The following is a 15,267-nucleotide window of genomic DNA, read 5'->3' on the forward strand; positions in this document are numbered from 1 at the left end:
AGAGTTGATAAAAATGCTTTTCTAAGTCCTTCGATATTTATATCTCGGCTACCTTTCATACCGCCGTACCAACGATAACGTTATGACTACCGCATTAATTAACGTTGTTAAAGCTGTCACACCAGCGATTATCGAAAACGTTGCAAAGCACATTGATGTAAAATACCCCATCAATGTAACGACAATGAAAGCAACGACTACATAATTTTCTAACTTTAGCGTAGTTTTGTTGTAATAACTTGCAATAACAATTCCGATATAAAATAGCGCTATCCCCACATACAGACACGTAATCGAAAATATAGCATTAGCTTCAGATTCATGGGTAAAATCCAAGGCCACCGTGACTAAACTCAAGCCAAACAAAATAAAGTAATGTAAATATATTAGTAAATTTCCAGTTTCATGGGTACGCTGTTCTTCAATTAAATGATCAAACTCCACAATATACGTAAAAAATAGACTAACTACAATTATAAAAATCATTATGGATTGAATTGAAAATGTATTTTGCGTGAAATATTTTGAAATACCTACGATGGTTTCACCGAACATAATAATAATCAAGGCCGTTAGTCGTTCTAATAAATGAGAGAAAATAATGGGGTGCTTTTGAGTATGTTTCCCGGTAAAAGCGGGTATAATCCAACTAGTGATAATTCCAAACAAGGCAATCGTCGTCCCCCATCTGCCAGCCAACACTCCCCCCGCTAACAAACAAGCCGTTCTAAAAAACAAAATTCTCATAAAAACCATCGCAATGTTTCGGTCATACTCATTTTTAGTTTGTACAAAAACTAGTAAGTATTGAATTGCCAAAGTTAGTGATAAAAGCCCTGCTGCTATAAAGAAGCCAATTAAGTGTCGGTCAAACGTGTCGGAAAAAGCATTCGACATATAAAGTACAATCGCCATATCGACAAAAGATAAAATTACATTAGACCATTGGGACTTCCCATAGCGATTATTAAAAACCGTCTGAACCATCCACGAATTGATCGAAACGATTACAACTAAAGTAAAGATACTTAGTGCACTTGGGCTAATTACACCATTTTGTAGATGATGGATTAACCCTGTTACTTGTGAAATCATATATACAAAAACTAAATCGTAGAAAAGTTCGATCATCGAAACTTTTTTTAACAGCTCATTTTTCACAAAAATCACCTTCATTATCTAGAGTCTTTATGGATATCATAGCAAATTTACCCCCGTAAATTTAGTTAATTTATTTTTTTAAATGTAAGCATTTTATTTGAGCTATATCAATAAAACCTTTAATATCTGAACCACAAAAGGAGGGATTGTATAATGTTTAAACATCAAAAGGAACTACAGTTTGAAGCAAAACCAGATCGCCCAGATCCAATCGTTGCTAAGTACCTTCAAGAATTAATTGGGGGACAATATGGTGAAATGAGTGTGGCCATGCAATATCTTTTCCAAGGCTGGAGTTGCCGAGGAGAAGAAAAGTATAAAGATATGATAATGGATATCGCCACTGAAGAAATTGGCCACGTCGAAATGTTGGCTACCATGGTGGCACGACTTTTAGAAGATGCTCCCATCGCCGACCAACAAGCTGCTATGCAAGCGAATCCCACAGTTGGAGCCATCATCTCTGGAATGAACCCCCAACATGCTATTGTTGCCGGTTTAGGCCCTCGCCCTGCTGACAGCGTTGGTAACCCTTGGAGTGGTGCCTACATTATTGCTAGTGGTAACCTACTTGCCGATTTTCGTGCTAACCTCAATGCTGAATCCCAAGGTCGACTCCAAGTTGCTCGAATCTATGAGATGATTGACGACCAAGGTGTTAAAGACTTACTTTCTGTCCTACTAGCTCGTGACAGTTATCACCAAAATCTCTGGGCTAGTGCGGTTAAAGAACTCGAAGAAAAAGAGGGTTCAATGTTAGTACCGACGACTTTCCCTCGGGATAAAGAACGTAAAGACATTGCTTACGATTTCTACAACTTCTCTCAAGGAGATGAGAGTAGTACCGGGCCATGGGCCAGTGGAGAGGCTTTGGATGGCGAAGGTGAATACCACTGGTATGACGAACCAAAAGTAGAAGGTTCGGCTCCTAATCTAAAACCCGTTTCTCCTAAAATGTATGGAACCTCTGAAAATAAATCAGAAATTTAAATAAGCGAAAAGCGAAAAAATCATAACTGATTTTTTCGCTTTTTTAAGCTTTTATTTTAATTTTCTTGGGGTTGCGAAATAGTAACCTTGCTGTTTTTCTAAACCATTTTCTAAGAGCCATTTACTAACTTCAAGACTATCAATCCCTTCAATTACAAGATCAATTCCAGTACTTGCAGCTAGTGCTTTCCATAAAGAAATTGTAACTGTAATCATCCCTTCTTCTACATTACGTAGTTGAATTAGTGATAGCTTGAGACGATCAATATCCTGCGTGTATTCACGAACGGCATTAAAACTATTCATTCCACTAGAAACATCATCAACTGCAACACTGAAGCCCATTTCATGGATTCTCTTAATTTGATCTCGTACAGAATAATTGAAATATTGGTCAATATCACGGTTACTAGGGATACTTTCCGTAACTTCAATCATCACCCGATCACAATAAGGAATTAAACCTTTCATTGCTTCAAACGTAGAATCATATAATAGTTGCTGCGGGTCGAGGTTAAAGCTATATTGGATACCAGGATTATCGTTAATAATCTCAATGATGTTTTTAACTAACCATGTACAAAAAACTAAATTTGATGCATCATCACGCATGTATTCCTTATATAGCATTGCGGGGAAACGATTCTCTCCACCAGTTTTTCTAAGTAGTAATTCGCTCCCGATGACCTTTTTTTCTTCCTTTTCGGCCGCATCTATCAAAAAAATCGGTTGTTCATAGAAGCAAATTCCTTCTAATTTTTGTTCAAGTTCGCTCAATTTAGCGAGGCCACCTTTCCCTCAACCGTAATACTATTACGTTTGTTTCTCTTAGATTGATACAAATAATCATCCACACGTTTGTAGAATGTTTGGAAATCAAAATCATCATCTCTTAATTGAGAAATACCGATTGAAACTTTAATTCCAACTCGATCATGATTATTAACCCTAATTGTTTCTTTTACCAAATCATCGCGGATGGCTCTTACAATTTTTTCACAATCATCCGCAGTACGGCCTCGAAAAATAATGGCGAATTCTTCCCCGCCAACCCGGAATAGTTGACCATGAGCTTTACGATCTACAAGTTCATATGAAAAACGATCCGCAACCAACCTTAAAACTTTATCTCCAACTTGATGACCGTATTGGTCATTAAATTGTTTAAAATGATCAATATCAAACATTACCATGGTTAATGGTGCATCATTATTAGAATAAAATTCGAATACGCCTTTCACAACCTTATTGAAGCTATTACGGTTATAAACCCCTGTTAACGCATCAGTATCTACTTCCTGCATCAAGTTTAAATACTGCTTCATGATCATTCTGACTTTTTTGTTACCAAAATGGACGATTGACATTGCGATTAAAAATTCCAGGGTCAAGCATATAATATCGACGATAGTTAGATGATGAATATCCTTAAGTACAAACCACCAAGCTAATCCAAACATAATTAACGTACTGTAATATTTAACATTCTCATCAATCAAAGTGTCATTTTGCTGGTAGATTGTGTATGAAATTAAGATAATTACCAAGATTGCTAAAATAGGAGCAATATCAAATCCAATTTGTCCACGTACTATCCCTAACCCGTATACATACATGGGTAAAATAATATTAAACCACAGTACGACTTTTCTATGAACAATATATAGGCAGTAGAATAGCACCACAAACTGAGCAGTTGAGTATTCCCAACCTAACTCACTACTAGCAATTGTTGAGTACAAATGAGTAAACACGTTTTGTAAGAAAACCATCGCGATTGTTAGACCAACACCCCATAGTAGTTCTTCAATGAGTGTTGAACTTGTTTTTGTTTTATCCATATTCATCTCAACTACGTAGGTACCTGCAGCTAACATGAATAATACTCCGACCGTAATTGCCGCAATAACTACCGTATTAAAACTAAAAAAACCTTTTGCCCAATATATGATTGTATTCATTACAGTATTTTCCATAAGTTTTTCCTTTACTACTCCATATCCCCTATTCTCTGAACAATTTACTATTCCTCAAAAATAGGTATACTTTTAACACTGAAGTCCTTTTCTTGTTAAGTAATGCTCAAAATTGCTTAAATCAACTTTCAATTTTGTATTTTCCACCCCGTTTTTTGTATGGACTTGGATATTTAAACGACTGCAATGCAATTTCATCCAAGTATTTCAGATGAAAACAAGAACGACATAACACCATCTAGTGCATTCGTCCTTGCTTCATTACATTTCATAAAATCATTACCCTTTGGACTAAATAATAGACTTGAATACGCTATCTATATCTCCAAAGTAAACGGAATTTCATTTTTCGTAGCTTATAAAAGAATAGCATATCCATTTTTAGAAAACAATCCAACAAGGGTGTTTAAAATTTGTACATACATCTTTTTATATAGTATACAACTTTTTAAGTGTATAAAAAATATCTATTATCATTAATAATTAATTTTAAATATTATGATTTCCAATCAGAACGATGTTTCTTATATTTATCCCCAAAAAATCCTTTCTTCATCTCTGCCCTAAGTTGTAATCTGACTAGGCGATATATATACTAAAATATTACTAGCGTTTAATTACTTAAATTAAACTTTTAGCTTAATTTTAAGTGATTACCTCAAAGGAGAACAAATTAATTATGGAATCAACATCTTTTGTTAATAATCCAGAAATCCAAAAACATCGGTGGTGGATTTTAATTGCCGTATGTAGTTTTACTTTCATGTCGACTTTAGATGGTAGCATTGTTAATATTGCGTTGCCGGTCATGAGTAGTACTATGCATGTTCCTATGAATGTTCCTATGAATAAGGCTGAATGGGTCGTTTCCATTTACCTCATTGTTATCTGTACTCTCTTACTCTTATTTGGAAAATTGGGGGACGCTCATGGAAAAATACGGGTCTTTAAAATTGGTACCATGTTATTTACCATAGGATCACTTCTATGCGGATTTAATACTGGTTTAACATTCCTATTGATTGCTCGCATTATTCAAGCTGTAGGGGCCGCTATGACGATGAGCACTAATAATGGCATCATTACTGAAGTTTTCCCCGCCCAAGAGCGTGGCCGGGCTTTAGGAATGATTGGTTCATTTGTCGCCCTTGGTAGTATTGCTGGGCCTGGAATTGGGGGATTAATTCTAGCCCATTTTAACTGGGGATATATTTTCTGGATCAACGTTCCCATTGGATTATTAGCCATTTTAGTTGGTCATAAAATTCTTCCCAAAGATGTAATTATGACTCATCAAAAAATCGACAAACCTGGTACGATCTTATTTGCCATCACGATGATTACCCTATTCGTTGGTATTTCTATGGGACAGGAAGTCGGTTTTACCCAGCCACTGATTCTAACAATGTTGTTCGTTGCCTTAATCGCCTTGGGCACTTTTTTATATGTGGAATTACACGTTGAAACACCCATTTTAGCTTTATATATTTTCAAAAATATGCGTTTTACCCTCAGTATTATCTGTGCCTTCTTAATTTTCATTACTGGATTTTTCTTTAACGTTATTTCTCCATTTTACTTAGAGAATACACTTGGTTTGCCTGCTAATTATGCTGGATATACCTTGATGATTTATCCACTGATCAATGTTGTGACAGCGCCAGTAGCCGGTGCTATTTCAGATAAAATCGGATCTGAAAAATTAACTTTTGTTGGATTACTCATTATTTTAGCCGCTCAATTAGGCTACATCGTCACTAATTTGGCAACTCCTTTATGGCTTTTCATGATTTTTATCGGTTTAAACGGGTTGGGAAATGGTATTTTCCAAGCTCCCAACAATGCACTTGTAATGGGCTCCGTTGAACCTAAAGACTTGGGCATTGCTGGTGGAATTAATTCATTAGCTCGAAATCTCGGAATGGTTGTTGGAATTTCGTTTGCAACCACTGTATTATTTTCCGCAATGAGCCATATCGCTGGACATAGTGTCACTTCAGTTGTACCGGGGCATCCTGAAATTTTTATTGCTGGAATGCATGTAGCTTTTACCGTTTCCTTTGGTGTTTGTTTAATTGCTACCCTAATCACCGGATATCGTTTGTTGCGCCGTCAAAAATAAAAAGCTGGAAGCATTTTAGGTTGGTTAATTTCACCTAGATGCTCCAGCTTTTTTATTTTGTAGTAGTAGATGATGTTGTTGTACTTGTCTTAGTCAATGTCACTACTGTTGTTTTATACTTGCCATCACGATAATAGCCCACCGTGATTTTATCATTAATCTTGTGCTTGTATAGTGCCTCACGAAGTCCGGCTGTATCAGTAATTGCCTTATCATCAATCTTAGTAATAACATCGTATTTCTTCAAACCTGCTGTTTTGGCTGGACCATTATTAACTTGCATCAATACGGTCCCGTCCGTTACATTAGAAGGTAGTTTAAGGATTGATTTTTGCTGTGTAGATGAAACTTGGGTCAAATCGACTAAAGCGACACCCAGCGCAGGACGTGTGATTTTACCATTCTTAACCAGTTGATCAATAATGGTTACTACTTCATTTGAAGGAATTGCAAATCCCATTCCCTCTACTGTAGTAGAATCACTCCCACTAGCAGAGAGTTTCATCGAATTAATTCCGATTACTTGGCCAGCTAAGTTAATTAGTGGGCCGCCAGAATTTCCGGCATTGATGGCTGCATCCGTCTGAATAACAGTTGCTTCTCCATTATTCTGTCCATTTTCAGTGGTAGTTTCCACCGTTCGTTTCTTAGCCGAAATAATTCCTTGGGTTAGTGAGGTAGCATATTCTGATCCTAATGGTGATCCAATTGCCAAGGCTGTTTCACCAACTTTAATGTTATCGGAATTACCAAAGCTAGCAACGGTGGTAACTGCTGATGAATTAATCTTCAACACGGCCAAATCCGTTACACTATCTGTTCCCACAATCTTAGCAGGAAGTTTTTTACCATTGCTCATAATAATCTCAAGTGAACTTGAGCCACTTACTACATGGTTATTCGTTACAATATAGGCTGTGTCACCACTCTTTTTATAGATAACTCCAGATCCTTCTGAGGCGGTCTCTAATTCTGAAGAGCTACTTGATGATTTGCTAGAAGAACTCGATTCGTTTCCAAAAATTGAGCTAATGATACTGTCAGAATCATTAGTATTAGCCTTTTGTAGGTTAATCACTGAAACCACTGAATCCTTAATTGTAGAGAATGCTTTGGATGATTGACTACTTACGTTAACTTTAACATTACTAGTCTTGGTTGTTCCTGTGGTATTTGAGCCCGTTGGTACTGCTGTACTAGATGATTCCATCTGGTTATGAATGAAGCTCGCCCCACCATAAGCAACACCCCCACCCAGTAGGCCCGCAATGGCTGCAACAATGACTAATTTGTTTGTTTTCATAAGAATGCGCGGATTTCCCGCTCCCCCCTCATACAAAATTTATTTTAAATTTATTGTACATGGTAAATACGATGGTTATGTGAATTTAGTCCTCAAAAATTTGAAATTTTTATTAAATTAAAGTTAAAGGATCCGCAATTTTGTGGTCAGTATCTAAAATTTCGAAATCGTGTCCAACCGCTAAATCGTGATTTTGCATCATGGAAGTTACTGTTAGATGCGCTAATTCTTTCATATTATTATGGAGGCTTAAATGACCTAAGTAGATTTTTTTAGTTCGATTACCAATCACGTCCATTAGAGCGTTGGCACCATCTTCATTAGACAAATGCCCGTGGTCCCCCATAATTCTTTGTTTCAAAGGCCATGGATAACCACCCATTCGTAGCATCTCAGTATCATGATTAACTTCAAAAAGATAACCATCTGCGTTCCTAATAGTTCCAGCAATTCGATCAGAAACATAACCCGTATCTGTTAAAATTACAAATGATTTACCCGCATGGTGGAATTCATAAAACTGAGGTTCAGCTGCATCATGTGAAACTGAAAAACTTTCAATATCGAGGTCATCTAGAGACTTAGTAGTATTAGGATCAAAAATGAATTTTTGCTCAGTTGGAACTTTGCCAATTTTACCACCGATGGCATCCCAAGTTCCTTGGTTAGCATAGATATCAATTCCATATTTTCGAGCTAATACTCCCACACTTTGGATATGATCCGAATGTTCATGGGTAACAAAAAGTGAATCAACCTCGCTAATATCGCGTCCGACGCTGTCCATTAAACCTGCGATTTTTTTACCACTTAGTCCAGCATCCACCAAGACTTTTCGTTCTGGCGTTTCAATATATGTTACATTTCCCGTACTGCCACTTGCGAGTACGCTAACTTTCAAACCATCTTCGCTCATTTCTAGACCTTCCTACTTAATTTAACTTAAATTGATGCAAAAATTGAACTTCAAATGAAGTTCGTAACCAACTTAATATGTGGTGCTCGTACTAGTTGTAGCTTCTACCCCAGCTTCTGTCTTTGCTGGACTGGTTGAGTTGGTTGTACTAGACACATCACTACTAGCACTCGTTGCCTCCGACTCAGAAGTTTCCGTGCTTGAAACATTACTGCTATCATCACTCGCTGCAGTACTACCACTTGCTTGCGTCGAGGACTCTGTGGTTACTTCATGGTCCTTTTTGATCAAGACCCCTGAAAAAGCATTAATTCTTTTCACTTGAATACCAGTGCTACTCTTACTCTTAATTCCGATTACCCATGTCGGAACATATACTACTCCGTTATCGGTGGTAAGTAAATTTGTATAACCTAAATCGGCCCATTCCACCTTGGAATCATTTTGAATTTCATTATATTGATATAGCCACGTTACTGCTCGAGTTTGACTAATCAGTTCGCTCTTTTCTCGCAGTTGTTTCTCATTTACCAAATGTCCTTGCGTATAACCAGTAACTTCATTGCTAGCATTAACATAAAAAGTTAGCTTTCCAGCCTTGGAATAGACGGGGTGTCCATCAATCATCTGCGTATAAACTACTTGGACACTGGTACTTAAATTAGGGTTGTACTGGTATTCAGAGCCATAAACGATGTTGTAGCGATTCTTGACGAATGTATTAAGTACTTTTTGCGGTTTTTTAGGATCGACCGTAAGTTCCTCATTCAAAGTACTTTCAACGTAATTATCAACTACTCGTGCGCTTTGGTCAGTGAGACGTTTAATATTATCCTTTAAAGATGTGTCGACTGTCGCACTTGCATAGTAACCGTTCATTTTTTTATTTGAAAGAGGCATATAAGTAATCTGGTCGTTTCTCATTTCCTTCAGTATCGTCGAATTTTCGCTTGAATTCGACGATGAAGTCGTCCCAGCTTCTAATTGATATTGCCAGTAGGAACCAAATAAATAGGCATTCAAAATAGCGAATACAACAATAAAGATGACTTCGATTCTTCTGAAATCCATTTTGTTCCTCCTTAGCTAACTAAATCGCGATATGACGTCCAGTCGCCATGGTACTTGATAAACCAGGTTGGTTCAAGTTCAACCGTTGAATTAGCTTTAGTTGTACTTGGACGTTCATATCCAATATCAATGTCTTCAATTTTATCAGTATTAATTCCGCTATATTTTAATTCATCCAACATATCTTGCGTACTTGGTAGCTCCTTGTCACTCTTTGATGTGGGAACTGGAACGTCAAGATTATAGATTGAAAATGAGGTCGTGGTTTGTTTTGCTTGGTGAGCGACTTTAATCGTATCCAGACCGTCTGCATTGAAGATCGGGAAGCCTTCTACAAAATCTCTAAATTCGATTTCATGATTATTTTCATGGAAATTGAAATAGCGCATGTTGTCCACTTGTACCCCTAGTTGTTTCATCTGATAAAAGCTCAATTCTAGATTTCGCTTTAAGCTTTCTTCAGTATCATTAGCTTTGCTGGCATTATTAAATGTCACAAAACCATTGTTTTTAATCAGTAAACGTTTGGTTGTATCATTTGAGACATATTCTGTACCATCTTTAGTTTTCTTCGTATCAATTGAATCTGCATCAGTATTTGTTAACAAGTTGGCAGTGAAGACGCTACTGCTCTCTTTATTAACTGAAAAACTATAATAAGGTACCTTAATTGCAGTTTGATAATCATTAATCAGATTATGATTCATGATGGTTTCTTTCACTTTATACTGACTATCACTCTGCTTAATCAATTTGCGTAACTGCTTTAAATCTTGTTTAGAAGCTTTAGCTTGGTAAACGTCATAAGTCGCATCATTTAACAGGAAAAACTCGTTTGGTTTATTCACGTTAACTACAATTTGGCTAATTTCAGCGTTTGTATTTAACTTTTGATCATAAATACTATTGAAAATTTTCCCAGTGATATTACTTGGATATTTCAGCATCAAACTGTGACTTAACGTAGCATAATCCAAAAAACGTTCTTTATTACCTCTTGAAACCCGAGTTATGTTTGATAGTTTCCAACTCGAAATTTCTTTAACAGCTGCCTTGGGAAGGCTACTTTTAGAATTATTAATCAATTCTTGTTGTTCTCCCTTGGTATAGATAACCTGCGTTGGTAAGATAACATCGCCTTTATCCCGGTTAACCTGGTTTGATTGTACTTTTTCACTGGAAACCTGCTTAGCGCGTTCATACCGAGCCGGGTTAGTCCAAATTACCCATGAAAGCACGATGCTAGTTAGCGCTAATATTAATAAAATGACATGTCGGACAATTTTACGCGTTTTAGTATCTTTCATTATTCCCAAGTATCTCCTTCCTCAAAGGGTTCATATGGAAGTGAAATGTAGAAGGTAGATCCTTCACCTTCGCGACTTTCGACCCAAATTCGACCACCATGAAGTTGGATAACTTCTTTTGAAATCGCCAATCCCAAACCAGTACCACCTTGAGCCCGTGAACGAGCCTTATCCACGCGGTAAAAACGATCGAAAATGTGGCTAATTGAATCCTTTGGAATTCCCAAACCTTGATCTGTAATACTCATAATCACGTGATTGTGGGTCTCTAATAGCCGACAGGTAATAATCCCCCCATCTGGAGAATATTTAATCGCATTATTCATGATATTATCCAATACTTGTTGAATTTTATCTGTATCAACTTCAACCCAAATATCACGACGCGTAAAGTCGCGTTTAATAGAGTAATTTTTATCTGGTTTATCACTATTTTTCAGAATCATATCGAAACGGTCCAAAATATGGTTGAATAATTCATTTAGGTTAACATATTCACGTTCCAATCTAGCCGTTCCTAAATCCATACGTGATAAATTTAGTAAATCATTAATCATCCGCATCATTCGATCCGTTTCTTCTTGCGTAACCTTCAAGAAATTAGGGGCCACTTCTGGATCTTTCCAGGCTCCTTCAACCAATGCTTCAATATAACTCTTCATACTAGTCAAAGGTGTCCGCAATTCATGCGAAACGTTAGAAACAAATCGTTTTCGGTCTTGATCAATTTTTTGCTGTTCAGTAACATCATGTAAAACACAAACCAGACCACTAATAAAGCCTGATTCACGCTGAATTAAGGCAAATGAAGCATGTAAAATTAAATCTTGGTCATCATCGGAAAGATCTAAAACAACCTGCTCTTGATTTTCAAGTAAGTCCCGTAAAGTAAACGTTCCTCGTAAATCGAGAATGTCTAAAATTGATTTCCCAACGATTTGGTCATTCTCAAGATTCAAGAAATCCGTTGCCATTTCATTAACGATGGTTATTCGTCCGCGTCGATCTGTCGCCAGCACCCCATCAGTCATATAGCCCAAGACGGAATCAAGACGCCGCCGTTCAGATTCAGTCGATTCCTGAGATTCTTCTACCCGTACAGAAAGTTCATTAACAGCTTCTGCTAGTTGGCCAAGTTCATCATCACCATAAATCTGAACCTGACCAGAATAATCTCCACGGGCGATTTGAATCGTTCGTTGCCGCATTTCTTCGATGGGACGGGTAATCGCTCGGGAAATTAAAACGGCTAAAATTAGTCCAATTGTAATCGCAATTAAAGCAGCTACTACGAAAATTAACGTAATATTATTAACATTCTGATATACCGATTCTAGATTAGCGCGTATATAAACAACACCCGTCAAGTTGTTGGTTGCTCCTGCAGTGTTAATTAAAGGAACAATTGAAACAAAATAACGCGTGTTAGTGGTTTTATTGTACGAAACTTGTTGATAGGTTCGCGTATTGTAGATTACATCCTTAACATTGCGATCCGTTGTCTTTTGACCAACAATATTCTGGTTAGTACTATTACTCGTTCCCCGAATAACACCCTTGGCATCAATCACTCGAATTTCCGTGATATTTTGATTATTGATGTTTCCAATGATATCGGATATTTGTGAGTTAGCGCTCTTCGTATTAGCACGTTCTAATTGCGTACTAATCTCATTTTCAACATAAGGTTGTAGTTGAACTTGAGTTTTAAATTGATTCAAGTTTTGTGTTTCAAGTTGTCGCACAAAAATAACTCCAACGACTTCCAACGTTACGACTAGCAACATTGCAAACACTAGAGCTATTTTAAAGTTAATTGATTTGAAAAAATTCGTTCGTTTATTCATTTAGTCTCCAAAAATCCTGAATTAATTAATCATTTTCTGGATTACGTAAATAGTATCCCACTCCACGACGTGTAACCAAAATTTGAGGGTTTCCTGGGGTTTCTTCAATTTTTTCGCGCAAACGACGTACGGTAACATCCACTGTACGAACGTCCCCAAAATAATCATATCCCCAAACCGTTTGAAGAAGATGTTCACGAGTCATCACTTGGCCCGTATGTTGAGCCAAATAATGTAAAAGTTCAAATTCACGATGGGTCAAATCTAATTGCATCCCATCACGAGTCACTGAGTATGAATCTGAATTAATCACTAAAGGTCCAATTTTAATATTATTTTTAACAGTCTCATCATCTTGTTGCAATTGATCCTGACGACGAAGGTTGGCTTTTACCCGCGCCACTAGTTCACGGTTAGAAAATGGCTTAGTAACGTAATCATCCGCACCAAGCTCAAGTCCAACAACCTTGTCTAATTCTGAATCCTTAGCTGTTACCATGATGATTGGAATATTATGTTTTGCTCTTACTTGGCGCGCAACCTCTAATCCATCAATTTTTGGTAACATCAAATCAAGCAGAATCAAGTCGGGCTTTTCTTCTTCGACTTGGGCAAGAGCTTCCTCACCATCATATGCAGTAACTACATCGTATCCTTCTTTATCTAAATTAAACTTAACTATGTCAGAAATCGGTTTTTCATCATCTACTACTAAAATCTTTGGCATGTTAGCCCTCCTTGGAAGATTTATCTGCCATCAGGTATGCATTCCTGATAAAAATGGTCCAATCCATTAATCTTGGTTAATTATAACATATACACTAAAATCAATCGGAAACGCTATCTGTAGCACGATTTAAATCGTTTTTGCATTTTTTTAATTTTTTTCGAAATTTTTTTAAAAAAAGTATTGCCAGCCCCTATTTTTCATGATACTATATTTAAGTCGAGTTGATACATATTAATTATATGGGTGGTTAGCTCAGCTGGCAGAGCAACGGACTCTTAATCCGTGGGTCCAGGGTTCGATCCCCTGACCACCCATCAAACACACGACACACTAATCAGTAGTCACGCAGCGTAAAGCCGTGGTTACTGATTTTTTTGTGCACTAAAAAACAGTGGATAATCTTTTCCACTGTTTTTTTCATACCTATTTTTCTACTTTTAATACGTACTAGCTACCTGCTTACTAATTACCCATCGCCCATTGTTCTTCTCAAAATACATTTTCATTTGAAGAGGCCAAACGTCCTTCGATCCGCCCCAGATTTTGGCGGTTACTAAATTTTGGCCCGTTAATTGTCCCAAATTTCCTTCAACTCGAATATCTTTGATAGCTTCTTCTTTGGACTCCAAGTACTGCATTTCTTCATTTTGTATCTGATCGATCCATTCCAGTTTAGGTTGCACGTATCCCGTCATATGCGTTAAAGTCATTCGATCGCCTAAAATCATATCTAGTCGACTTATATCTTTTTTCACCATTGCTTCATTTTCAGCTCGGTATAGTTGAACAATTTGTTCTTCATCTTTTGTCATAGATTTACTCCTTTGATATCTTTCTATCCTATATGGTATCTATAATTAAGGAGCCGAGCTATTCTAATCTTAACTCTATTAAATAAGTAAAACTTATTTAAAATGATGCTCAAACATTTCGGCAAAAGTTTCAATATAAAACCCTGAATTATCGACTTTCCAGTACATATAATACTTCTGAGTCAATTCATGCCCACCATTGTGCAAAGGTACGGTTTGAATGATTCCACTATCGAGTAGGTTTTGGGTTCGCTGATTAACAATTAAATATCCTTGATTAGCTGCAATCAGCATCTGGGCTTCATCGTAGTTAGCAACTAATCGAAAACCACCTTTAACACCTAAAATTTCTTGATAATATGTTTCCTCTGCCAGTTGTTGCTTTGAATCGGTAATTAAAATACATGGCAAGTCAGCTAAATCAGCCACATCAATTTGCTCTGCGTGGCTAAATTCCCCCGTTTGACTTACTGCAACCATCAATCCACTTTCTGTCAAAAAATCATTTACATATTCATTGGAAGGGGCTCGCCGTTGATCAGAAAAAGCCAGATCAATTTTTTCTTCACGCAACCAATCATACAATTGTTCATGCGTTCCATTATTGATTTTAATTTTTACTTCTGGGTAAGATTTAGAAAATTCAGCAACGGTTTGTAAGAACTCCGTTGTTCCAAAACTTTTCAAATATCCAACTCTTAATTCAGGTTCGTTATCATTGGCAATTCTAACGGTATCTTTAACAATTTTTTTAACCTGTCCTAAAACATCCCTACTATGCTGATAAAAGTACTGTCCAGCTGGGGTAATTTCGAAGCTCCGACCCTGACGTTTCAACAATAAAACTCCTAGATTATTTTCAAGTTCTTTAATTTGTTGGGAAATAGCCGATTGAGAAATATTATCGTCAGCAGCTGCTTGGGTAAAACTGTGTGCATCGACCACATCAATAAAATACTGCATTTGTTGAAACATTAGTTTACCTCACTTCATGGATTTACCTCATTATAAAACAAAAAGAGCTGAAATAAA

At 36.9% G+C, this 15,267-nt stretch carries 13 protein-coding genes and 1 tRNA gene; 3 read left to right on the forward strand and 11 right to left on the reverse strand.

Annotated features, from left to right (window positions below):
- Positions 1-48 precede the first annotated feature (48 nt).
- Positions 49-1,161, reverse strand: coding sequence for a low temperature requirement protein A (locus HFC68_RS04100; protein ID WP_160211257.1), 1,113 nt, complete (start codon positions 1,159-1,161; stop codon positions 49-51).
- A gap of 153 nt (positions 1,162-1,314) precedes the next feature.
- Between HFC68_RS04100 and HFC68_RS04105 the strand changes: the two genes are divergently transcribed.
- Entirely contained in the window at positions 1,315-2,151 is an 837-nt protein-coding gene (locus HFC68_RS04105) for a manganese catalase family protein (RefSeq protein ID WP_011673884.1), read from the forward strand.
- A gap of 51 nt (positions 2,152-2,202) precedes the next feature.
- Here the strand turns inward: HFC68_RS04105 and HFC68_RS04110 are convergent, their stop codons facing one another.
- On the reverse strand, positions 2,203-2,928 hold the full coding sequence (locus tag HFC68_RS04110) for an EAL domain-containing protein (RefSeq protein ID WP_011673885.1): 726 nt from the start codon (positions 2,926-2,928) through the stop codon (positions 2,203-2,205).
- Positions 2,925-4,127: a GGDEF domain-containing protein gene (locus HFC68_RS04115; protein WP_167399696.1), complete on the reverse strand. Its 1,203-nt coding sequence runs from the start codon at positions 4,125-4,127 to the stop codon at positions 2,925-2,927. The genes HFC68_RS04110 and HFC68_RS04115 overlap by 4 nt, the downstream gene beginning before the upstream one ends.
- Before the next feature lie 679 nt (positions 4,128-4,806).
- Between HFC68_RS04115 and HFC68_RS04120 the strand changes: the two genes are divergently transcribed.
- Positions 4,807-6,249 (forward strand): MFS transporter, encoded by a 1,443-nt coding sequence (locus tag HFC68_RS04120; protein ID WP_011673887.1) that lies wholly within the window; start codon positions 4,807-4,809, stop codon positions 6,247-6,249.
- A gap of 52 nt (positions 6,250-6,301) precedes the next feature.
- Here the strand turns inward: HFC68_RS04120 and HFC68_RS04125 are convergent, their stop codons facing one another.
- The 6 genes from HFC68_RS04125 to yycF form a co-directional block, all read right to left on the reverse strand.
- Complete coding sequence (locus HFC68_RS04125) at positions 6,302-7,552, reverse strand: S1C family serine protease (protein WP_011673888.1); 1,251 nt, start codon at positions 7,550-7,552, stop codon at positions 6,302-6,304.
- 112 nt (positions 7,553-7,664) lie between these two features.
- Positions 7,665-8,468, reverse strand: coding sequence for an MBL fold metallo-hydrolase (locus tag HFC68_RS04130; protein WP_011673889.1), 804 nt, complete (start codon positions 8,466-8,468; stop codon positions 7,665-7,667).
- 72 nt (positions 8,469-8,540) lie between these two features.
- Positions 8,541-9,539 carry a two-component system regulatory protein YycI gene (locus HFC68_RS04135; protein WP_011673890.1) on the reverse strand — a complete coding sequence of 333 codons (999 nt, stop codon included), beginning with the start codon at positions 9,537-9,539 and terminating at the stop codon, positions 8,541-8,543.
- 11 nt (positions 9,540-9,550) lie between these two features.
- The gene (locus HFC68_RS04140) at positions 9,551-10,846 is read right to left on the reverse strand and encodes a YycH family regulatory protein (protein WP_011673891.1); all 1,296 of its coding nucleotides are present in this window, start codon (positions 10,844-10,846) and stop codon (positions 9,551-9,553) included.
- Positions 10,846-12,693 carry a cell wall metabolism sensor histidine kinase WalK gene (walK, locus tag HFC68_RS04145; RefSeq protein ID WP_011673892.1) on the reverse strand — a complete coding sequence of 616 codons (1,848 nt, stop codon included), beginning with the start codon at positions 12,691-12,693 and terminating at the stop codon, positions 10,846-10,848. Before walK ends, HFC68_RS04140 begins: the two co-directional genes overlap by 1 nt.
- A gap of 25 nt (positions 12,694-12,718) precedes the next feature.
- Positions 12,719-13,420, reverse strand: coding sequence for a response regulator YycF (gene yycF / locus HFC68_RS04150; RefSeq protein WP_002834282.1), 702 nt, complete (start codon positions 13,418-13,420; stop codon positions 12,719-12,721).
- 244 nt (positions 13,421-13,664) lie between these two features.
- Between yycF and HFC68_RS04155 the strand changes: the two genes are divergently transcribed.
- A tRNA-Lys gene (locus HFC68_RS04155) sits at positions 13,665-13,737 on the forward strand.
- 123 nt (positions 13,738-13,860) lie between these two features.
- On the opposite strand, the gene HFC68_RS04160 is transcribed toward HFC68_RS04155, so the two are convergent.
- Both HFC68_RS04160 and HFC68_RS04165 read right to left on the reverse strand, forming a co-directional pair.
- Positions 13,861-14,235 carry a nuclear transport factor 2 family protein gene (locus tag HFC68_RS04160; RefSeq protein ID WP_011673893.1) on the reverse strand — a complete coding sequence of 125 codons (375 nt, stop codon included), beginning with the start codon at positions 14,233-14,235 and terminating at the stop codon, positions 13,861-13,863.
- A 93-nt stretch (positions 14,236-14,328) separates the two neighbouring features.
- Positions 14,329-15,210, reverse strand: coding sequence for a LysR family transcriptional regulator (locus tag HFC68_RS04165; RefSeq protein WP_011673894.1), 882 nt, complete (start codon positions 15,208-15,210; stop codon positions 14,329-14,331).
- Between the last annotated feature and the right edge of the window lie 57 nt (positions 15,211-15,267).

It is taken from the genome of Pediococcus sp. EKM201D (assembly GCF_011800215.1).
Classification (GTDB): domain Bacteria; phylum Bacillota; class Bacilli; order Lactobacillales; family Lactobacillaceae; genus Pediococcus; species Pediococcus pentosaceus.